At 52.2% G+C, this 19,689-nt stretch carries 20 protein-coding genes, 1 tRNA gene and 2 pseudogenes; 17 read left to right on the top strand and 6 right to left on the bottom strand.

Translation table 11 applies throughout. The annotated features are described in order from the left end of the window. Positions 1-44 precede the first annotated feature (44 nt). The 4 genes from hemW (at position 45) to DQM57_RS01535 (ending at position 4,149) form a co-directional block, all read left to right on the top strand. The gene (hemW, locus tag DQM57_RS01550) at positions 45-1,220 is read left to right on the top strand and encodes a radical SAM family heme chaperone HemW (protein ID WP_231992115.1); all 1,176 of its coding nucleotides are present in this window, start codon (positions 45-47) and stop codon (positions 1,218-1,220) included. 155 nt (positions 1,221-1,375) lie between these two features. Then, complete coding sequence (locus tag DQM57_RS01545; protein WP_111726461.1) at positions 1,376-1,765, top strand: RidA family protein; 390 nt, start codon at positions 1,376-1,378, stop codon at positions 1,763-1,765. Positions 1,766-1,847: 82 nt separating this feature from the next. Continuing rightward, entirely contained in the window at positions 1,848-2,678 is an 831-nt protein-coding gene (locus tag DQM57_RS01540) for a symmetrical bis(5'-nucleosyl)-tetraphosphatase (RefSeq protein WP_111726459.1), read from the top strand. Positions 2,679-2,691: 13 nt separating this feature from the next. Beyond that, on the top strand, positions 2,692-4,149 hold the full coding sequence (locus tag DQM57_RS01535; protein WP_107959991.1) for a TrkH family potassium uptake protein: 1,458 nt from the start codon (positions 2,692-2,694) through the stop codon (positions 4,147-4,149). A gap of 40 nt (positions 4,150-4,189) precedes the next feature. On the opposite strand, the gene DQM57_RS01530 is transcribed toward DQM57_RS01535, so the two are convergent. The 4 genes and pseudogenes from DQM57_RS01530 to DQM57_RS01515 form a co-directional block, all read right to left on the bottom strand. Next, a complete protein-coding gene (locus tag DQM57_RS01530; protein WP_111726457.1) occupies positions 4,190-4,588 on the bottom strand; it encodes a hypothetical protein in 399 nt (132 codons plus the stop codon). 2 nt (positions 4,589-4,590) lie between these two features. Then, a pseudogene (locus tag DQM57_RS10020) lies at positions 4,591-4,719 on the bottom strand (HNH endonuclease); the annotation flags it as partial. Positions 4,720-4,805: 86 nt separating this feature from the next. Further along, positions 4,806-5,192: a hypothetical protein gene (locus DQM57_RS01520; RefSeq protein ID WP_002214225.1), complete on the bottom strand. Its 387-nt coding sequence runs from the start codon at positions 5,190-5,192 to the stop codon at positions 4,806-4,808. Positions 5,193-5,340: 148 nt separating this feature from the next. Further along, positions 5,341-5,417 (bottom strand) — tRNA-Pro (locus tag DQM57_RS01515). 387 nt (positions 5,418-5,804) lie between these two features. Here DQM57_RS01515 and nudB point away from each other — a divergent pair. The 13 genes from nudB to copM all read left to right on the top strand — a co-directional run bounded on the left by nudB (position 5,805) and on the right by copM (position 18,830). Further along, complete coding sequence (gene nudB, locus DQM57_RS01510; RefSeq protein ID WP_111726455.1) at positions 5,805-6,257, top strand: dihydroneopterin triphosphate diphosphatase; 453 nt, start codon at positions 5,805-5,807, stop codon at positions 6,255-6,257. Between the two features lie 115 nt (positions 6,258-6,372). After that, positions 6,373-6,906 carry an inorganic diphosphatase gene (locus DQM57_RS01505; protein WP_111726453.1) on the top strand — a complete coding sequence of 178 codons (534 nt, stop codon included), beginning with the start codon at positions 6,373-6,375 and terminating at the stop codon, positions 6,904-6,906. A 113-nt stretch (positions 6,907-7,019) separates the two neighbouring features. Then, positions 7,020-7,253: an NGO_0222 family membrane protein gene (locus DQM57_RS01500; RefSeq protein WP_003675658.1), complete on the top strand. Its 234-nt coding sequence runs from the start codon at positions 7,020-7,022 to the stop codon at positions 7,251-7,253. Then, positions 7,246-7,845 carry an RdgB/HAM1 family non-canonical purine NTP pyrophosphatase gene (rdgB, locus tag DQM57_RS01495; protein ID WP_111726451.1) on the top strand — a complete coding sequence of 200 codons (600 nt, stop codon included), beginning with the start codon at positions 7,246-7,248 and terminating at the stop codon, positions 7,843-7,845. The genes DQM57_RS01500 and rdgB overlap by 8 nt, the downstream gene beginning before the upstream one ends. A 27-nt stretch (positions 7,846-7,872) precedes the next feature. Further along, positions 7,873-8,742 (top strand): UTP--glucose-1-phosphate uridylyltransferase GalU, encoded by an 870-nt coding sequence (gene galU / locus DQM57_RS01490; protein WP_111726450.1) that lies wholly within the window; start codon positions 7,873-7,875, stop codon positions 8,740-8,742. Between the two features lie 18 nt (positions 8,743-8,760). Next, positions 8,761-10,137: an argininosuccinate lyase gene (argH, locus tag DQM57_RS01485; protein ID WP_111726448.1), complete on the top strand. Its 1,377-nt coding sequence runs from the start codon at positions 8,761-8,763 to the stop codon at positions 10,135-10,137. Between the two features lie 58 nt (positions 10,138-10,195). Further along, positions 10,196-10,666 carry a DMP19 family protein gene (locus DQM57_RS01480; protein ID WP_111726446.1) on the top strand — a complete coding sequence of 157 codons (471 nt, stop codon included), beginning with the start codon at positions 10,196-10,198 and terminating at the stop codon, positions 10,664-10,666. A 314-nt stretch (positions 10,667-10,980) separates the two neighbouring features. Next, the gene (locus tag DQM57_RS01475; protein WP_111726444.1) at positions 10,981-11,976 is read left to right on the top strand and encodes an iron ABC transporter substrate-binding protein; all 996 of its coding nucleotides are present in this window, start codon (positions 10,981-10,983) and stop codon (positions 11,974-11,976) included. A 64-nt stretch (positions 11,977-12,040) separates the two neighbouring features. After that, positions 12,041-13,558 carry an ABC transporter permease gene (locus tag DQM57_RS01470; protein ID WP_111726442.1) on the top strand — a complete coding sequence of 506 codons (1,518 nt, stop codon included), beginning with the start codon at positions 12,041-12,043 and terminating at the stop codon, positions 13,556-13,558. Positions 13,559-13,579: 21 nt separating this feature from the next. Further along, a complete protein-coding gene (locus tag DQM57_RS01465) occupies positions 13,580-14,644 on the top strand; it encodes an ABC transporter ATP-binding protein (RefSeq protein ID WP_111726440.1) in 1,065 nt (354 codons plus the stop codon). A gap of 240 nt (positions 14,645-14,884) precedes the next feature. Further along, positions 14,885-16,387, top strand: coding sequence for a phosphate acetyltransferase (gene pta / locus DQM57_RS01460; RefSeq protein WP_111726438.1), 1,503 nt, complete (start codon positions 14,885-14,887; stop codon positions 16,385-16,387). A gap of 222 nt (positions 16,388-16,609) precedes the next feature. Next, positions 16,610-18,205, top strand: coding sequence for a peptide chain release factor 3 (locus DQM57_RS01455; RefSeq protein ID WP_070583614.1), 1,596 nt, complete (start codon positions 16,610-16,612; stop codon positions 18,203-18,205). A gap of 241 nt (positions 18,206-18,446) precedes the next feature. Then, on the top strand, positions 18,447-18,830 hold the full coding sequence (gene copM / locus DQM57_RS01450) for a CopM family metallochaperone (RefSeq protein WP_108043333.1): 384 nt from the start codon (positions 18,447-18,449) through the stop codon (positions 18,828-18,830). 24 nt (positions 18,831-18,854) lie between these two features. Here the strand turns inward: copM and DQM57_RS01445 are convergent. Next, a pseudogene (locus DQM57_RS01445) lies at positions 18,855-19,046 on the bottom strand (IS3 family transposase); the annotation flags it as partial. Positions 19,047-19,103: 57 nt separating this feature from the next. After that, positions 19,104-19,643 carry a gamma carbonic anhydrase family protein gene (locus tag DQM57_RS01440; RefSeq protein ID WP_108043334.1) on the bottom strand — a complete coding sequence of 180 codons (540 nt, stop codon included), beginning with the start codon at positions 19,641-19,643 and terminating at the stop codon, positions 19,104-19,106. Positions 19,644-19,689 lie beyond the last annotated feature (46 nt).

Here is a 19,689-nt window from a genome sequence, read left to right as displayed (position 1 = left end):
TGAACCGCCTTCAGACGGCATTGTCTACTTTTCCGAACCACACCATGCACACTATTTCCTTTCCAAACCGCACCCGACTCACCGCTCTGCCGCCCCTATCGCTTTACATCCACATCCCGTGGTGCATCAAAAAATGCCCGTATTGCGACTTCAATTCCCACAGCCTGAAAAGCGGATTGCCCGAAGCCGCCTATATCGACGCGCTGCTGACCGATTTGCAGCTCGAATTGCCCAATATTTGGGGCAGACCGGTGGAAACAATATTTTTCGGCGGCGGTACGCCCAGCCTGTTTCAGGCGGAATCGATTGACCGTTTGTTGAGCGGCGTGCGTTCGCTGTTGCGCTTGCAGCCCGAAGCGGAAATTACTTTGGAAGCCAATCCGGGTACGTTTGAAATCGAAAAGTTTCAGGGATTTAAAGACGCAGGCATCACGCGGCTTTCTATTGGCGTGCAGAGTTTCAACGACGATATGCTTGCGCGGTTGGGGCGCGTCCACAACGGCAAGGAAGCCTTAACCGCCATCGATACTGCCCTGAAATTATTTGATAAAGTCAATATCGACTTGATGTACGCCCTGCCGAACCAAACCGTCCAGACGGCCTTAAACGACGTACAAACCGCCATCGCCACGGGCGCAACCCACATCAGCGCGTATCATCTGACCATGGAGCCGAACACGCCATTCGGCCACACGCCGCCGAAAGGTTTGCCGCAAGACGAAGCGGCGCTCGACATCGAAGACGCGGTACACGGCGCGCTGGAAGGCGCGGGTTTTATCCACTACGAAACATCGGCTTTTGCGAAACCCGCCATGCAGTGCCGCCACAATTTGAACTACTGGCAGTTCGGAGATTATTTAGGCATAGGCGCGGGCGCGCACGGCAAAATCTCCTATCCCGACCGCATCGAACGCACCGTCCGCCGCCGCCGTCCCAACGACTACCTCGCCTTAATGCAAAGCCAACCGAGTGAAGCCGTCGAACGCAAAACCGTCGCCGCCGAAGATTTGCCGTTCGAATTCATGATGAACGCCCTGCGCCTGACCGACGGCGTACCCGCCGCGATGTTGCAGGAACGCACAGGCGTACCCGCCGCCAAAATCATGGCGCAAATCGAAACGGCAAGACAAAAAGGCTTGCTGGAAACCGACCCGACCGTATTCCGTCCGACCGAGCAGGGACGGTTGTTTTTAAACGATTTGTTGCAGTGTTTTTTATGAAGAAACCCGGGAGGAAAAAACTAAAAACCGCCAAACCCTTCGGCGGTTTTGTTTTCAACATCCATGCCGTCTGAAACTACACAAGCAGACGGTTTTGTACGATAATCCTCAACACCGCGTTTCCCTTTCACACACATCCGTTTCAGGAGAAAATCATGGCCAAAACCATCATCCACACCGACAAAGCCCCTGCCGCCATCGGCGCATACAGCCAAGCCGTGCGCGCGGGCGACACCGTTTACATGAGCGGTCAAATCCCACTCGATCCCGCCACCATGACTGTTGTCGGCAACGGCGACTTCCGCGCCGAAGCGCGCCAGGTCTTTAAAAACCTGCAAGCCGTCGCCGAGGCCGCAGGCGGCACGCTGGCCGACATCGTCAAACTCAACGCCTATCTGACCGACCTTGCCAACTTCGCCGTTTTCAACGAAGTCATGGCGGAATTTATCGCCGAGCCGTTCCCCGCCCGTGCCGCCGTCGGCGTTGCCTCGCTGCCCAAAGGCGTGCAGGTCGAAGCCGAAGCAGTACTCGTCCTAAACGCATAACCGCCCTTCCCGTTCAGACGGCATGATATTTCAAGGCCATGCCGTCCGAACCGAAACACTTTTCCACTTCACGATACACGCAATGGCACATTACGCAATCGGCGACATACAAGGCTGCTTCGACGAACTGACCGCACTGCTCGGCAAAATCGGTTTCAACCACGGTACAGACACCCTCTGGCTGACGGGTGATATTGTCAACCGCGGCCCGAAATCCCTCGAAGCGCTGCAATTTTGCATGGAACACGAAAACAGCGTGCAAATCGTCCTCGGCAATCATGACCTGCACCTGCTTGCCGTCGGCTGCGGAGAAGCCGGTACCAAGCGCAGCGACACGATAGAACCCATACTCAAACACCCCGACGGGAAAAAAATGCTCGACTGGCTGCGTGCTCAACCGCTGTTGATACGTGACGGCGGCCGCGTCATGGTACACGCCGGCATCCTGCCGCAGTGGCGTATAGACCAGGCCGAATCGCTCGCCGGAGAAGCCGAAGATGAACTGCGCGGCAAAAAATACGTTAAATTCCTCTCCAAAATGTACGGAAACAAACCGACCGCATGGGACGAGGACTTAAACGGTTACGCACGCCTGCGCTTTATCGTCAACGTATTCACGCGGATGCGCGCCCTGACCTTCAAAAACGAACTGGATTTCGATTACAAATCCACAGTGAAAAAAATGCCGCTTTACCTGCGCCCGTGGTTCAAAGCCCCGAACCGGCAGAACCTCGACCATACCATCATCTTCGGACACTGGTCTTCCTTGGGCTACACGAATGCCGACAGCGTCATCTCGCTGGACACCGGCGCACTCTGGGGAGGACAACTGACCGCCGTCAACCTCGATACGGAAGAAATTACCCAAGTCCAAGCCGCCAACGGCATAGACTGGAAAAGCATCATGAAATAAAAACCGCCGCGCCATGTACAAGATCCTTCCAACCGCACACGTCCTCTCCAGGCTGGGACTTCTGTTTTCCGTCATCCTGCTGATACCGGCCGCGCTGTCCTATGCCTTTTCGGACGGCGCATTTTCCGCCTTCCTCACCACCGCCCTGATTACCATGTCCGGTTCCTACACCGTTTGGATATCCACTTTGCGATTCAGGCGGGAATTGCGTCCGAGGGACGGCTTTACCCTCGTCCTGATGCTGTGGCTTGCCTTTGCCTTTGTTGCCGCCATCCCGATTTACCTCTACCTGCCCCAAATAAGCTTTACCGACGCCTTCTTTGAGGCCATGTCCGGACTGACCACCACCGGTGCAACCACCATCACACACCTTGACACGCTCGCACCTTCCGTCAACTTTTGGCGGCACCTCCTCAACTGGCTCGGCGGCATGGGCATCATCGTCCTCGCAGTCGCCATCCTGCCCATGCTCGGCGTCGGCGGCACGCAGCTTTTCAAAGCCGAAATCCCCGGCTTGGACAAAGAAAATAAAATGGCGCCGCGTATCTCCCAAGTTGCCAAAAAACTCTGGTTTGCCTACATACTGACCACGCTTGCCGCCATTGCCTCCCTCCATCTGGCCGGGATGGGCTGGTTTGACGCGCTCTGCCACGCCCTGTCAGCCGTCTCGCTCGGCGGTTTCTCGACACACAACGACAGCATCGCCTATTACGACTCCCCCGTCATCGAATCGGTCGTCATGTTCTTTACCGTATGGGGAGGGATTAACTTCGCCAGCCACTTTGCCGCACTCAACAACCGTTCCCTCAAGACCTACTGGAAAGATGAAGAATGCCGCACCATGCTGCTTGTCCTCTTCGGCAGCATCCTCATCTCCGCCCTTTACCTGTGGCAGAAAAACTATTATCCCGACTTCATGCAGGCCCTGCGCTACACGTCTTTCAACTTCGTTTCCATCGGCCTGGCGAGCGGATTTTCCAATACCGACTTCTCCCAATGGCCGCTGATGGTTTCACTATGGATGTTCTTCCTGTCGAACATACTGGCAAGTTCGGGTTCGATGGGCGGAGGCATAAAAAACATACGCGCCCTCGTCCTGTTCAAATTCAGCCTGCGCGAAATGATGATACAGCTGCATCCCAAAGCCGTCCGCACCGTCAAAGTAACCGGCAAAAGCATACCCGACCGCCTTGCCCTGACCGTCATGTCCTTCATCTTCATCTACTTCATGACCACCATCCTGTTCAGCTTCCTGCTGATGGCAAGCGGGATGGAATTCATCTCCGCCTTTACCGCCGTTATCGCCTGCATCACCAATGCCGGCCCGGGATTGGGCGAAATCGGGCCCGCAAGCAGTTATGCCGTATTGAGCGGCACGCAAAAATGGCTTTGTGCAGCCGTCATGCTTTTGGGCAGGCTGGAAATCTTTACCGTCCTCATCCTCCTCACCCCTGCTTACTGGAAGAAATAAAAAATGCCGTCTGAAAACTTTTCAGACGGCATATTGTCCTTTAAAGAAGCGGAAGCTCTACAAAAGGAAAGAACCGTTTAAATTTATGATAAATCTCAGGATGTTTTTCCAAAGCTTCCAAAGCCTTCTTCTTAGTGATTGGAATATCGTAAAACTCCTGATTTCGCATATAGGTAATGCCATATACGGCATCTTTTTCCTTTTTAGTCATATCGGTAGTTGGAACAAAGCCAATAATATTATATATACTTATGGAACAATCATCTGACTCCAAACAATCTATTAAATCAATCAGATACCTTGGAAAACTTTCGACAGGGACAGTTCTGACAATTCCATATAACCAATCCAAGAATTCTTTTTTCTCGGCTGCATTGCGCTCATAACACAATATAGCAAATCCCAAATCATCACAATTGTTCCGTGTAAGCCCCACCATAATCATTTTCCTTTATCCATTGCCCTGCCGCCGATATGCCCGGTCGGCGAATGTTTTTCTTCAGGCACAAGCTGCATCCTTCCTGTATCTTGATGATGCCAAGTGTAATTTGGTATTTTAGATTTTCCTTTGCCGTCAAACGCTCTTTTAGTTATCCGCTTTATATCAAAAATGCCGTCTGAAAGCCGAATACCGCTTCAGACGACATTTTGACTGTTTAAAGCGGGGGCAGTTCTACAAATGGAAAGAAATGCTGAAACCTCTGATAAATTTCAGGATGTTTTTCTAAGGCTTTTAACGCTTTTTCTTTTGAAACGGGAGGGTCGTAGACATCTATCCCCCTTAAAAAAGCAATACCGGTTAATGCATTATCCTGATTTTTTGATAAGTTATTTTCGGGAACAAATCCTATAATATCAATCAGATCGTATAGTGATTGAAAATCTATCAAATCAAAAAAATAATTTGGAATTTCATCCAAATCCACTTCCCTTATGATTTTTTCGACCCACATTTTAAATTCGGTAAGATTGATTGCTTGGCAATATATACTGCCTATGGCAAAATTTAAGTCGGTGCTATTTTCTTTATAAATTTTCCACATAATTATTTACCCTTCCCCATTGCCGTTCCTCCTATGTGACCGTTTTTAGAATGTTCCCATTTCAGACGGCATTGAATGTCTGTCGCCGCGTACTCTACATCATACAGACGGCAAAAAAGCCGCTTTTGAAAGCGGCTTTCGGAATTTTTGGTCGGAGTGAAAGGATTCGAACCTTCGACCCCTTGCACCCCATGCAAGTGCGCTACCAGACTGCGCCACACTCCGACTCGATAAGTTTCGAATTATAATTTTAGCCGGGCCCTTTGGCAAGCCTTAAGATAATACCGTTCCCTATCTTTTTGACACAGAGGGATATTTATCGGAATCGGAACAAATGTTCAGACGGCATTTATGGCAGGTGTCGCAGGCTGCTATAATCGCTTCCTCATTCTTATCAAAACGGAACAGACAGATATTTCTCATAATCCGTCCCAACGTCGGGCATTTGACGATTCGCCCGAAACCATAAAGATACGGAAAATACAACTGTGTAAATATATTGGGAAACCTGCACCGATAAAGGTACCGACCGGTTCCAGCAACGGTATAACCCAATCTTCAACGGAAACAACAAAAAGCCCGAATCCCCAATCAAACCGCCAAAGGACATTGATGGTAAAACCGCTCAAATATCCCGTCTCCGCACTGGTCGTACTCCATGACGGGGACGGCAGTATCCTCCTCATCGAACGCACGCATCCGAAAGGATTTTGGCAGTCTGTAACCGGCAGCCTCGAACCCGGGGAAACCGTTGCCCAAACGGCAAGGCGCGAAGTTTGGGAAGAAACCGGCATACTGCTGGCGGAAGGACAGCTTCAAGACTGGCACGACAGCACGGTTTACGAAATCTACCACCACTGGCGGCACCGCTATCCAAAAGGCGTGTTTGAAAACCGCGAACACCTCTTCTCTGCCGAAATCCCGCGCGATACGCCCATCGCCCTGCAACCCGAAGAACACGTCTCCTACGGTTGGTTCGATATGGAAGAAGCGGCGGAAAAAGTATTTTCCCCATCCAACAGGCGCGCGATTTTGGAATTAGGCAGACGCTTGGGTAGGCTTTGAAAAATGCCGTCTGAAAATATCCGGAACCCTTTTCAGACGGCATGGCGGCGTTTCCATCAAACTTTTTGTTTGCTATACTCCTGCCGTTCAAATCCTCAGAAATAAAGGAAACCAAATGGCAGACTTCAACCAAATCCTGACCCCGGGCGACGTGGACGGCGGCATCATCAACGTTGTCAACGAAATCCCCGCCGGCAGCAACCACAAAATCGAATGGAACCGCAAACTGGCCGCATTCCAACTCGACCGTGTCGAACCCGCCATCTTCGCCAAACCGACCAACTATGGCTTCATTCCCCAAACATTAGACGAAGACGGCGACGAATTGGACGTGCTGCTTGTTACCGAACAACCTCTGGCAACCGGCGTATTCTTGGAAGCGCGCATTATCGGGGTGATGAAATTCGTTGACGACGGCGAAGTTGACGACAAAATCGTCTGCGTTCCTGCCGACGACCGCAACAACGGCAACGCCTACAAAACTTTGGCCGATTTGCCGCAGCAACTGATCAAACAAATCGAGTTCCACTTCAACCACTACAAAGACCTGAAAAAAGCGGGTACGACCAAAGTCGAATCTTGGGGCGATGTGGAAGAAGCGAAAAAAGTCATCAAAGAATCCATCGAACGCTGGAACAAACAGGCATAATATCCGCCTTCCCATGCCGTCTGAAGGCCCCTTCAGACGGCATTTTTCCAGCCTCTAGGGAATGCCGTCCTAATCGGCTATAATCCGAACATCCCTTTTCACGGGCAAACACCATGAGCCGCCAAAGAATTTATTTATTGTTCATCGCCTTGTTCACACTGGCATTCATGCTGCTCGTCCTGTTGGGCGGCTATCTGCTGACCGTCGGCAGCAAAGCCTTCGCCGTCGCTTCCTTCCTTTTTGCATTCGGCGCGCTGTTCGGACAAATCGGCAGCCTCGCCCTCTATCTGCGGCACAAATCCCTACACGCCGCCCCATCCTCACCACAAAGGAACCGCCATGGCTGAAAAACCGGAAAAAATCGTTTTGGCAAGCGGCAATGCAGGCAAACTCAAAGAATTCGGCAACCTATTCGAACCACACGGCATTACCGTATTGCCGCAATCCGAATTCAGCATACCCGAATGTCCGGAGCCATATTCCACCTTTGTCGAAAATGCGCTGGCAAAAGCACGCCATGCCACCAAATACAGCGGGCTGCCAGCACTCGCCGACGACAGCGGCATCTGTGCGGCCGCCCTAAACGGCGCACCGGGCATACATTCCGCACGCTACGCGGGCGACAACCCCAAATCCGATTCCGCCAACAACCTGAAACTTGCCGGCGAACTTGCCTGCAAAGCCGACAAAAGCTGTTCTTATGTCTGCGTATTGGTTTTTATCCGTCATGAAAACGACCCGCGTCCGATTATTGCCGAAGGCGTATGGCACGGACAGTGGCACGATGCCCCGCAAGGGCAAAACGGTTTCGGTTACGACCCATATTTTTATCTGCCCGGACACGGCAAAACCGCCGCCGAATTGGATTCGGAGGTCAAAAACCGAGAAAGCCACCGCGCACAGGCGCTTGCCGAACTCTTACGCAAACTCGCCCTTTAAACATCAAAACAATACAAAGGAAAAATAATGAAACCCATACGGAAAGCCGTCTTTCCCGTTGCAGGGATGGGAACCCGCTTCCTGCCTGCCACGAAGGCCAGCCCAAAAGAAATGCTGCCCATCGTCGATAAGCCGCTGATCCAATACGCCGTAGAAGAAGCCGTGGAAGCCGGCTGTACGGAAATGGTGTTTGTAACCGGGCGCAACAAACGCAGCATCGAAGACCATTTCGACAAGGCATACGAACTTGAAACCGAGTTGGAAATGCGTCATAAAGACAAACTTCTGGAACACGTCCGCAACATCCTGCCGCCTCATATTACCTGCCTGTACATCCGCCAAGCCGAAGCACTGGGGCTCGGACACGCCGTATTGTGCGCCCGCGCCGCCATCGGAGACGAACCCTTTGCCGTCATCCTTGCCGACGACCTGATTGATGCTCCCAAAGGCGTGCTCAAACAAATGATTGAGGTGTACGAACGCAGCGGCAACAGCATTTTGGGCGTAGAAACCGTCGAACCGTCCCAAACCGGCTCATACGGCATCGTGGAAACCGAACAGCTCAAACCGTTCCAACGCATTACCAACATCGTCGAAAAACCCAAGCCCGAAGACGCTCCCTCCAACCTTGCCGTCGTCGGCCGCTATATCCTCACGCCGCGCATTTTCGACCTTTTAACCGGCCTGCCGCGCGGCGCAGGCAACGAAATCCAGCTTACAGACGGCATCGCCAAACTCTTGGAACACGAATTTGTCTTGGCGCATCCCTTTGAAGGCACGCGCTACGACTGCGGCAGCAAACTGGGCTATCTGGAAGCCACCGTCGCCTACGGTCTGAAACACCCCGAAACCGGCGAACCCTTCCGCCGACTTCTGGAAAAATACCGCACCGAATAACCACATCAAGGAATCCTTATGCACAACAAAACCTGGTCGGGACGTTTCAACGAACCCGTTTCCGAACTCGTCAAAAAATATACCGGCTCCATCGGTTTCGACCAACGCCTTGCCGAATGGGATATCCAAGGCTCGCTCGCTCACGCGCAGATGCTGACCCGGTCGGGCGTGCTGAGTGAAAACGATTTGACCGACATCCGTCGGGGCATGGCGGAAATCCTCGAAGAAATCCGTAGCGGCAAAATCGAATGGTCGCTCGATTTGGAAGATGTCCACATGAACATCGAACGCCGCCTGACCGACAAAATCGGCGATGCGGGCAAGCGTCTGCACACCGGTCGCAGTCGCAACGACCAAGTCGCTACCGACATCCGCCTGTGGCTGCGCGATCAAATTACCGTTATCCAAAACCTGATTCAAAACCTTCAGACGGCATTACTGGATTTGGCGGAACAAAACGCCGAAACCGTCATGCCCGGTTTTACCCATCTGCAAGTCGCCCAGCCTGTCAGCTTCGGGCACCATATGCTCGCCTACGTCGAAATGCTCGGCCGCGATTTCGAACGTATGACCGACTGTCGCAAACGCGTCAACCGTATGCCGCTCGGCGCTGCCGCCCTTGCCGGTACGACTTATCCGATTCAGCGCGAAATCACCGCCGAATTGTTGGGTTTCGAACAAATCTGCCAGAACTCGCTCGATGCCGTATCCGACCGCGATTTTGCCATTGAGTTCACCGCCGCCGCCTCGTTGATTATGGTTCACTTGAGCCGCCTGTCTGAAGAATTGATTTTGTGGATGAGTCCGCGTTTCGGCTTTATCGACATCGCCGACCGCTTCTGTACAGGTTCGTCCATCATGCCGCAAAAGAAAAACCCCGACGTACCCGAACTCGTGCGCGGCAAATCCGGCCGTGTCATCGGACACCTTATCGGACTGATTACCCTGATGAAATCGCAGCCCTTGGCGTACAACAAAGACAATCAGGAAGACAAAGAACCGCTGTTTGACACCGCTGACACGCTCATCGACACGCTGCGGATTTACGCCGACATGATGCGCGGCGTGACCGTCAAACCCGACAATATGCGCGCCGCCGTGATGCAGGGCTTCGCCACCGCCACCGATTTGGCGGATTACTTGGTAAAAAAAGGCATGCCTTTCCGCGACAGCCACGAAGTCGTCGCCCAAGCCGTGCGCCACGCCGATGAAGCTGGCGTTGATTTGAGCAAACTGTCGCTTGAAGTCTTACAAGGTTTCAGCAAGCTGATTTCAGAAGACGTGTACGGCGTTCTGACACCCGAAGGCAGCTTAAACGCGCGCAACCACTTGGGCGGCACCGCGCCCGAACAAGTCCGTTTCCAAGTCAAACGCTGGCGTGAAGTGTTGGCTTAACTCCCCAAATGCCGTCTGAAGAAATGTTCAGACGGCATTTTTAAAAGGCAAGAACACTATGACCGATACGGATACCCAAGCCGACCGCTTCGAGCAGATGATGTGGCAGGCGGTGGACAAACTTTTTGAACAGCATGACGGCAAACTCGAAAGCATGGACGGGCAGGAACAGGAGCTGGTTTTGATTTGGCGTGCAGAAGCCGATATCGGCAACGGCGGCATACTGCAATTTGTCTGCAACTGGGGGTTTCCCGCCACCGAAAAGACTTGTTCCGTTCTGAAAAAAATCGGTGCGGTACACAGCGCAATGCTGATCCATCGGGCGGCAGACGCATTGGGAAAAGAAATCCGCCACCTCCAATCGGAAGGTAAAAACCTGAAAGAAATATGGGATATAACACAACATCTCGACAACAAAACCACCTCACTGCTGAACAGTCTGGATGAACAATATTGGCAAGACCCCGACAAACTGTATCTGCTGGGATGGCAATACTATTCCGGCAACCCTGTTCAGACGGCATCTTAAAAACCATATCCCCTTTAAAATATTCTGCAAACATTTCCTGTGGATTGCAGCCGTTTCCCTTTCCATCGGCTGCCTATTCTTCCAGCAGCACGACACATAGGACAATACGAGATTCCTGTTTTCCGGTATTTCCGTTTCTTATAAGCCGCTAATATTCTGTTTGAATAACACATTCCGGAACAGGCATAAACATTAGCTAAGCCAGACAACACATGAATTAAAAATAATTATTTGCATTTGAATTGATAAATTAATAAACTAATAAGATCATATCTGAAACACCGATATGTGTTCAAATATTTTAGGAGAGAACCATGAAATTACACACCCGCCTTGCGTTGCTGACAACCGCGCTCATCGCATCTTCCCCCTCATTTGCAGACATCGTCCTCTACAACGGACAACACAAAGAAGCCACCCAGGCACTTGCCGATGCATTTACCAAATCCACCGGCATCAAAGTGAAAATCAACAGCGGCAAAAGCGACCAGCTTGCCGGACAAATCAAAGAAGAAGGCAGCAGAAGCCCTGCAGACGTATTCTATTCTGAACAAATCCCACCGCTGGCTACACTTTCCGCAGCCAACCTTTTAGAAACCCTCCCCGCAAAAACAATTAACGATACGCGCCGCAAAGGTGTGCCCGTTGCGGCAAAAAAAGACTGGGTCGCATTGAGCGGACGTTCGCGCGTCGTCGTATACGACAGCCGAAAACTGTCTGAAAAAGATTTGGAAAAATCCGTCCTGAATTACGCCACACCGAAATGGAAAGACCGTATCGGTTATGTACCGACTTCAGGCGCATTCTTGGAACAGGTTGTCGCCATCGTCAAACTGAAAGGCGAAGCAGCCGCCCTGAAATGGCTCAAAGGCTTAAAAGAAAACGGCAAACTGTATTCTAAAAACACTGTGGCGCTCCAAGCCGTTGAAAACGGCGAAGTACCGGCTGCCCTCATCAACAACTACTACTGGTATGCGTTTGCCAAAGAAAAAGGCGTACACAACATCCATTCCCGTCTGAACTTCGTCCGCCACAGAGACCCGGGCGCACTCGTTACCTATTCCGGCGCGGCTGTGCTGAAATCTTCCCAAAACAAAGCCGAAGCACAAAAATTCGTCGCCTTCCTCGCAGGCAAACAAGGTCAACAGGTCTTAGCCGCCAACCGTGCCGAGTATCCGCTGCACGCCGGCGTGTCTTCACCGTTCAATATGGAACCTTATTCCAAATTGGAAGCACCTGAAGTATCTGCAACCACCATTACCGACAAAGAAAATGCCACCCGCCTCCTCGAACAGGCAGGCCTGAAATAAACTTTTTCCGTTCAAACGGTCGGGCAACCCTGCTGTCCGACCGTTTTCTATCCGAAGCCGATTTATGTCCCGCAACAAAATACCTTCATGGCTGACCGCCCTCATCCTGCTTATCGCCTTGCCGCTGACCCTTCCTTTCCTTTATGTCGCCATGCGTTCGTGGCAGGTCGGCGCAACACGCGCCTACGAACTGCTGTTCCGCCCCCGCATGTTTGATTTGCTGGGAAACACCCTGATGCTGATGTTCGGCGTTACCCTGATTTCTATCATTTTGGGCATTACCTGCGCCGTCCTGTTCCAACGTTACCGCTTTTTCGGCAAAACCTTTTTTCAGACGGCAATTACCCTGCCCTTATGCATACCCGCATTTGTCAGCTGCTTTACATGGATCAGCCTGACTTTCCGCGTGGAGGGATTTTGGGGAACCGTTATGATTATGAGCCTGTCGTCTTTTCCCCTCGCCTACCTGCCAGTCGAGGCAGCCCTCAAACGCATCAGCCTGTCGTTTGAAGAAGTCAGCCTTTCCTTGGGTAAAAGCCGCCTGCAAACTTTCTTTTCCGCCATACTTCCCCAACTCAAACCTGCCATCGGCAGCAGCATCCTGCTGATTGCGCTGCACATGCTGATTGAATTCGGCGCAGTATCGATACTCAACTATCCGACCTTTACCACCGCCATTTTCCAAGAATACGAAATGTCGTTTGACAACAATACCGCCGCACTGCTGTCTGCCGTATTGTTGGTCATTTGCGGACTGGTCGTATTCTCCGAAAACATTTTCCGCGGAAAAACCAAGCTCTATCACAGCGGCAAAGGCGTTATCCGTCCCTACCCGGTCAAACCGCTCAAACTGCCCGCACAAATCGCCGTAATATTGTTTATCAGTTCGCTGCTGGTTTTAAGTATCGTCATCCCGTTCGGCATCCTAATCCACTGGATGATGGTCGGCTCATCCGGCACATTTGAACTCGTATCCGTATTCGATGCATTTGCCCGATCGATGGGTGTATCCGCCGCCGGCGCATTATTGACCATTTTGTGCGCATTGCCCTTGGTTTGGGCATCCATACGCTACCGCAACCTGCTGACCGTATGGATTGAACGCCTGCCCTTCCTGCTCCACGCCGTTCCCGGGCTGGTTATCGCCCTGTCGCTGATTTATTTCAGCATCAACTACGCACCATCCGTTTACCAGACCTTCGTCGTCGTCGTCCTTGCCTACTTCATCCTCTATCTGCCGATGGCGCAGACCACACTGCGAAGCTCAATGGAACAACTCCCCAAAGGCATGGAGCAAGTCGGCGGCACATTAGGACGCGGACACTTCTTCATTTTCAGAACACTGGTGCTGCCGTCCATCCTGCCCGGCATTACCGCCGCATTCGCACTCGTCTTCCTCAACCTGATGAAAGAGCTGACCGCCACCCTACTGCTGACCGCAGATGATGTCCACACGCTCTCCACCGCCGTTTGGGAATACACGTCAGACGCACAATATGCCGCCGCCACCCCGTATGCCCTTATGCTGGTACTGTTTTCAGGCCTGCCCGTATTCCTACTGAAAAAATACGCCTTCAAATAACACTGCTGCGAAAGACCGACTATGACCGCACCCGCACTCCAAATCCGCCAACTGACCAAAAACTTCCAGAACCATGCCGTTCTACAAAATATCTCGCTCACACTCGGCAAAGGGGAAATCCTCTTCGTCATCGGTGCATCAGGTTGCGGCAAAACCACGCTGCTGCGCTGCCTTGCCGGTTTTGAACAGCCCGATTCCGGAGAAATCTCGCTTTACGGAAGAACAATCTATTCAGAAAATACCAACCTCCCCGTCCGCGAACGCCGTTTGGGTTACGTCGTACAGGAAGGCGTACTGTTCCCCCACCTGACCGTTTACCGCAACATCGCCTACGGTCTCGGCAACGGCAAAGGCAAGACGGCGCAGGAGCGGCAACGCATCGAAGCCATGATGACCCTGACCGGCATTTCCGAACTCTCAAACCGTCATCCGCACGAACTTTCAGGCGGACAGCAACAACGTGTCGCCCTCGCCCGCGCCCTCGCCCCCGATCCTGAACTCATCCTGCTGGACGAACCCTTCAGCGCACTGGACGAACAATTGCGCCGCCAGATTCGCGAAGACATGATTGCCGCCCTGCGCGCCAACGGCAAATCTGCCGTTTTCGTCAGCCACGACCGGGAAGAAGCCCTGCAATACGCCGACCGGATTGCCGTCATGAAACAAGGACGCATCCTCCAGACTGCAGCCCCCCACGAACTGTACCGACAACCTGCCGACCTTGAAACGGCCCTGTTTATCGGCGAAGGCATCTCCCTGCCCGCCACACTCAACGCCGACGGTACGGCAGACTCCGAATTGGGCAGGCTCCCTGTCGGAAACACCTTACCCGCAGGCACACGCGGCACACTGCTCATCCGTCCGGAACAATTCAGCTTCAACCGCCCGAACACCCATGCTGCCGAATTATCCGCCACCATCCTCAACGCCATACCCAAAGCACGCCACATCCAAATCCTCCTGAAAATCGAGCAAACCATCCTGACGCTGAACACCCCCTACGCACCCGATTGTTCAGACGGCACACAGACACGCATCTACTTGAATTCAGAAGCACTGTTTTTCCCGGAGCAGCCTGCCCCGTAAGTTTGGAAACACCATGCCGTCTGAAAGGCGTGCCAATGTCTGGCGATATTCATCTTGTTGAAAACATAATTTATTTGTTAATATAGAAACACGCGGCAGCGTAAGACCGACTGCCGCCCAAAAACAGAAAATACCTGTTTCCGCAAACCGGACGGGAAATAGCCTATCCCGACATTTCCCCTCAAATCCCAACACTTCCAACATACATGCCGCACACCGCAGCATACGAAAGGATATATCATGGCAAAAGTACTCATCGTACCCGTATCTGCCGGACTTGACGCATCCGCCGCCGCCCGGTCATTTGCAAAAGCCCTGAACGCACAAGTTTTCCAAGCCTTTGACGCACAAGCAGAAGCCCTGTTGGCGCAAGGCAAAAGCGACGACTGGTTTGACGCGATGGTCGGTAAAGTTGCCGCACTTGATGCCGCCAACCTCATTATCGAAGGCATCGCACCCGATGCCGACAAAATCTACCTTGCAGGCAAAAACGTCGAATTGGCGCTCTCTTTGGACGCCGCTGCCGTATTTGCCGTCCGTTCCGACAACGCCGATGCAGACGAACTGGCGCACCGGCTGAACCTTGCCAAACAGTTCTTTGCCACTGCGCCGGGCGTATTGGAAGGTTTTATTGTCGACGGTGCGGCAGCCTCCGTTGCCGAAGCGGCTGCCGAAAAAACCGGTTTGACGTTCTTCGGCTCAAGCAGTGCGCTGAAAGACGTATCCATATTGGCAAACCGACAAACCAAACGCCTTTCGCCCGCCCAATTCCGCTACAACCTGATTGACTTCGCTCGTAAAGCCGACAAACGCATCGTCCTGCCGGAAGGTGCCGAGCCGCGCACCGTCCAAGCCGCCGCCATCTGTCACGAAAAAGGCATTGCACGCTGCGTCCTGCTTGCCAAACGCGAAGAAGTCGAAGCCGTTGCCAAAGAACGCGGCATCAGCCTGCCGGACTCTTTGGAAATCGTCGATCCCGCCTCATTAGTCGAACAATACGTCGAGCCGATGTGCGAACTGCGCAAATCCAAAGGCCTGACACCCGAAGACGCGCGCAAGCAACTGCAAGACACCGTGGTACTCGGTACAATGATGATGGCGCAAAACGATGTGGACGGCCTGGTATCCGGTGCCGTTCATACGACCGCCAATACCATCCGCCCCGCTTTGCAACTGATTAAAACCGCACCGGGTGCAAGCCTCGTATCCAGCGTATTCTTTATGCTGCTGCCCAACCAAGTCCTCGTCTTCGGCGACTGCGCGGTTAATCCGAACCCGACCGCGCAACAGCTTGCCGACATCGCCATCCAGTCTGCCGATTCCGCAAAAGCCTTCGGCATCGACCCGAAAGTGGCAATGATTTCCTACTCTACGGTCAACTCCGGCAGCGGTCCCGATGTCGATACCGTCATCGAAGCAACCAAACTTGCCCAAGAAAAACGCCCCGACCTCGCCATCGACGGTCCGCTGCAATATGATGCGGCAACCGTACCGGGCGTGGGCAAATCGAAAGCCCCGGGCAGCCCGGTCGCAGGACAGGCAACCGTTTTGGTCTTCCCCGACCTGAACACTGGCAACTGCACCTATAAAGCCGTCCAACGCAACGCCAACGTCTTAAGCGTCGGCCCGCTGTTGCAAGGCCTGCGCAAACCGGTCAACGACCTCTCCCGCGGCGCACTGGTAGAAGACATCGTGTTTACCATCGCCCTGACTGCGGTTCAGGCAAAACAAATGGAAGGCTGATAAAGCCCCAAAAGTATGCCGTCTGAAACTTGATTTGGTTTCAGACGGCATTTTGACAATAAGCCCCTCCGTTTCAGACCATTACCTTATCCCGATACGGCACGACCCATACAACTGCGCTCCAAGCATTGAATTATCAAGCACTTTTTTGTACAATCCGTCCATCCCAAACATTATTCGGGCCGTCTGCTGGCGGCCTGAAACTTTTTGCAAAGAAAGCCCATGTCCCAAGAAATCCTCGACCAAGTGCGCCGCCGCCGCACGTTTGCCATCATCTCCCACCCCGACGCGGGTAAAACCACGCTGACCGAAAAACTCTTGCTGTTTTCAGGTGCGATTCAAAGCGCGGGTACGGTAAAAGGCAAGAAAACCGGCAAATTCGCCACCTCCGACTGGATGGACATCGAGAAGCAGCGCGGCATTTCCGTGGCGTCGTCCGTAATGCAGTTCGACTACAAAGACCATACCGTCAACCTCTTGGATACGCCGGGACACCAAGACTTCTCCGAAGATACCTACCGCGTTTTGACCGCCGTGGACAGCGCGCTGATGGTCATCGACGCGGCAAAAGGCGTGGAAGCGCAAACCATCAAACTCTTGAACGTCTGCCGCCTGCGCAATACGCCGATTGTGACGTTCATGAACAAATACGACCGCGAAGTACGCGATTCGTTGGAGTTGCTGGACGAAGTGGAAAACATCCTACAAATCCGCTGCGCGCCCGTCACCTGGCCGATCGGCATGGGCAAAAACTTCAAGGGCGTGTACCACATCCTGAACGATGAGATCTATCTCTTTGAAGCGGGCGGCGAACGCCTGCCGCACGAGTTCGACATCATCAAAGGCATCGATAATCCCGAATTGGAACAACGCTTTCCGTTGGAAATCCAGCAGTTGCGCGACGAAATCGAATTGGTACAGGCGGCTTCCAACGAGTTCAATCTCGACGAATTCCTCGCCGGCGAACTCACGCCTGTATTCTTCGGCTCTGCGATTAACAACTTCGGTATTCAGGAAATCCTCAATTCATTGATTGAATGGGCACCCGCTCCGAAACCGCGCGATGCGACCGTACGCATGGTCGAACCGGACGAGCCGAAATTCTCCGGATTTATCTTCAAAATCCAAGCCAATATGGACCCGAAACACCGCGACCGCATCGCCTTCTTGCGCGTCTGCTCCGGTAAATTCGAGCGCGGCATGAAAATGAAACATCTGCGCATCAACCGCGAAATCGCCGCCTCCAGCGTGGTTACCTTCATGTCGCACGACCGCGAGCTGGTGGAAGAAGCCTACGCCGGAGACATCATCGGTATCCCGAACCACGGCAACATCCAAATCGGCGACAGCTTCTCCGAAGGCGAACAACTGGCGTTTACCGGCATCCCATTCTTCGCGCCCGAACTGTTCCGCAGCGTCCGCATCAAAAACCCGCTGAAAATCAAGCAACTGCAAAAAGGTTTGCAACAGCTTGGCGAAGAAGGCGCGGTACAGGTTTTCAAACCGATGAGCGGCGCAGATTTGATTTTGGGTGCGGTCGGCGTGTTGCAGTTTGAAGTCGTTACCTCGCGCCTCGCCAACGAATACGGCGTAGAAGCCGTGTTTGACAGCGCATCCATCTGGTCGGCGCGCTGGGTATCGTGCGAAGACAAGAAAAAACTGGCGGAATTTGAAAAAGCCAACGCAGGCAACCTTTCGATAGACGCTGGCGGCAACCTCGCCTACCTCGCGCCTAACCGCGTCAACCTGAACCTGACGCAAGAACGCTGGCCGGATATCGTGTTCCACGAAACACGCGAGCATTCGGTTAAACTGTAAAACACAAAGGCCGTCTGAAACTTTCAGACGGCCTTTTTTTCATTCGATATCAACCCAATAAATCCCAAGCAAACTTTCCAATGGTCAGGCACAGCAGCAACATAAATCCGTAACGCAGCTCAAATATTGTCTTATTTTAGCTTTTAGCACCTCACCAAACATTTTCGGAATAAATGTTGACTTTAACTTTAGGTCAAAGTTTATAATTTGTGCTCCTTCAGTTATCACATAGGCGAAAAACATGAAAAAACTTATGACTTTTATCACACTTAGCGCTGCTGCAGTTTCAATTTATGCCCATGCTAATGAACTACCGCATCAAGCACACATGAATATGCCAATGTCGACAGGTTCTGCAATGCAACAAGAATTTATGCAAGGTATGAATCAAATGCATCAAGACATGATGGCAGCTGCGCAATATAAAGATCCTGATGTTGCTTTTGCAGCAGGTATGTTGCCACACCATATTGGCGCAGTAAAAATGGCGGAAGTTGAATTAAAATACGGAAAAGATCCTGAGATGCGTAAGCTTGCTGAGGATATTATTAACGCACAACAAGCGGAAATTGAACAAATGCAAAAATGGCTTAAAGCACACAACAAAAAAAGCTCCGTAAAATGATCTGACCCCAAAAGTTAGACTGATTTAGTTCAAGGACTGAGTTCTGTAATTCACAGAGCTCAGTCCTTTTAGTTTCCCCTGAATGCGCTCATGGTTGTAATAATGAATGTACTCATGAATCGTTTTTTCCAGTTGTTAGAACGTCTCAAATCATTTACCGTAATAACATTCCATTTTTAATCGTCCAAAGAAGCTTTCCATCGCACTATTATCTAATAAGGTTTATGCTGTTAAGGTCCAATAAGTTGATATATAAACTGATATTCCCGATAATCACATTATTCGGAGTCGGTATTGTTGCGACAGCCTTACATAATGCGCGGCGGAATACTTCAAAAAGGCTTTTTCCTCATCGGTCAGCACGCGCACCTGTCTGACCGGCGAACCGACATAAAGATAGCCGCCCACCAAACGTTTGCGCGGAGGTACGAGGCTGCCCGCCCCAATCATCACGTCATCTTCAATAACGGCATCGTCCAGAACCGTCGTCCCCATGCCGACCAAAACTCGGTTGCCGATACGGCAGCCGTGCAGCATAGCTTTGTGCCCCACGGTAACGTCTTCTCCGATAACGAGCGGCGAGCCCTCGGGTTTGGCAGCGGTTTTGTGGGAAACATGCAAAACGCTGCCGTCCTGTATATTGCTGCGCGCACCGACTGTAATGCTGTTCACATCGCCGCGCAATACGGCATACGGCCATACGGAAACATTATCGGCAAGCGACACCTCTCCGATAATGACGCACGTTCCGTCTATCATGCAGGTTTCGTGGATTTCGGGAGTGTGGTTTTGGAAAGTTCGGATTGCGTTCATTTTTTCTCCTTTACTGCCGTTGTCCGGCTTATTCTCTAGATGCCGT

Origin of the sequence: Neisseria cinerea (assembly GCF_900475315.1) — a bacterium.
Taxonomy (GTDB): domain Bacteria; phylum Pseudomonadota; class Gammaproteobacteria; order Burkholderiales; family Neisseriaceae; genus Neisseria; species Neisseria cinerea.
This window is presented reverse-complemented; position numbering and strand designations above follow the sequence as displayed.

What these genes read in the sequence shown, in the direction of transcription:
- hemW (WP_231992115.1), top strand. Translation starts at nt 45, where the DNA reads ATGCACACTATTTCCTTTCCAAACCGCACCCGACTCACCGCTCTGCCG.
- DQM57_RS01545 (WP_111726461.1), top strand. Translation starts at nt 1,376, where the DNA reads ATGGCCAAAACCATCATCCACACCGACAAAGCCCCTGCCGCCATCGGC.
- DQM57_RS01540 (WP_111726459.1), top strand. Translation starts at nt 1,848, where the DNA reads ATGGCACATTACGCAATCGGCGACATACAAGGCTGCTTCGACGAACTG.
- DQM57_RS01535 (WP_107959991.1), top strand. Translation starts at nt 2,692, where the DNA reads ATGTACAAGATCCTTCCAACCGCACACGTCCTCTCCAGGCTGGGACTT.
- DQM57_RS01530 (WP_111726457.1), bottom strand. Translation starts at nt 4,588, where the DNA reads ATGGTGGGGCTTACACGGAACAATTGTGATGATTTGGGATTTGCTATA.
- DQM57_RS01520 (WP_002214225.1), bottom strand. Translation starts at nt 5,192, where the DNA reads ATGTGGAAAATTTATAAAGAAAATAGCACCGACTTAAATTTTGCCATA.
- nudB (WP_111726455.1), top strand. Translation starts at nt 5,805, where the DNA reads ATGGTAAAACCGCTCAAATATCCCGTCTCCGCACTGGTCGTACTCCAT.
- DQM57_RS01505 (WP_111726453.1), top strand. Translation starts at nt 6,373, where the DNA reads ATGGCAGACTTCAACCAAATCCTGACCCCGGGCGACGTGGACGGCGGC.
- DQM57_RS01500 (WP_003675658.1), top strand. Translation starts at nt 7,020, where the DNA reads ATGAGCCGCCAAAGAATTTATTTATTGTTCATCGCCTTGTTCACACTG.
- rdgB (WP_111726451.1), top strand. Translation starts at nt 7,246, where the DNA reads ATGGCTGAAAAACCGGAAAAAATCGTTTTGGCAAGCGGCAATGCAGGC.
- galU (WP_111726450.1), top strand. Translation starts at nt 7,873, where the DNA reads ATGAAACCCATACGGAAAGCCGTCTTTCCCGTTGCAGGGATGGGAACC.
- argH (WP_111726448.1), top strand. Translation starts at nt 8,761, where the DNA reads ATGCACAACAAAACCTGGTCGGGACGTTTCAACGAACCCGTTTCCGAA.
- DQM57_RS01480 (WP_111726446.1), top strand. Translation starts at nt 10,196, where the DNA reads ATGACCGATACGGATACCCAAGCCGACCGCTTCGAGCAGATGATGTGG.
- DQM57_RS01475 (WP_111726444.1), top strand. Translation starts at nt 10,981, where the DNA reads ATGAAATTACACACCCGCCTTGCGTTGCTGACAACCGCGCTCATCGCA.
- DQM57_RS01470 (WP_111726442.1), top strand. Translation starts at nt 12,041, where the DNA reads ATGTCCCGCAACAAAATACCTTCATGGCTGACCGCCCTCATCCTGCTT.
- DQM57_RS01465 (WP_111726440.1), top strand. Translation starts at nt 13,580, where the DNA reads ATGACCGCACCCGCACTCCAAATCCGCCAACTGACCAAAAACTTCCAG.
- pta (WP_111726438.1), top strand. Translation starts at nt 14,885, where the DNA reads ATGGCAAAAGTACTCATCGTACCCGTATCTGCCGGACTTGACGCATCC.
- DQM57_RS01455 (WP_070583614.1), top strand. Translation starts at nt 16,610, where the DNA reads ATGTCCCAAGAAATCCTCGACCAAGTGCGCCGCCGCCGCACGTTTGCC.
- copM (WP_108043333.1), top strand. Translation starts at nt 18,447, where the DNA reads ATGAAAAAACTTATGACTTTTATCACACTTAGCGCTGCTGCAGTTTCA.
- DQM57_RS01440 (WP_108043334.1), bottom strand. Translation starts at nt 19,643, where the DNA reads ATGAACGCAATCCGAACTTTCCAAAACCACACTCCCGAAATCCACGAA.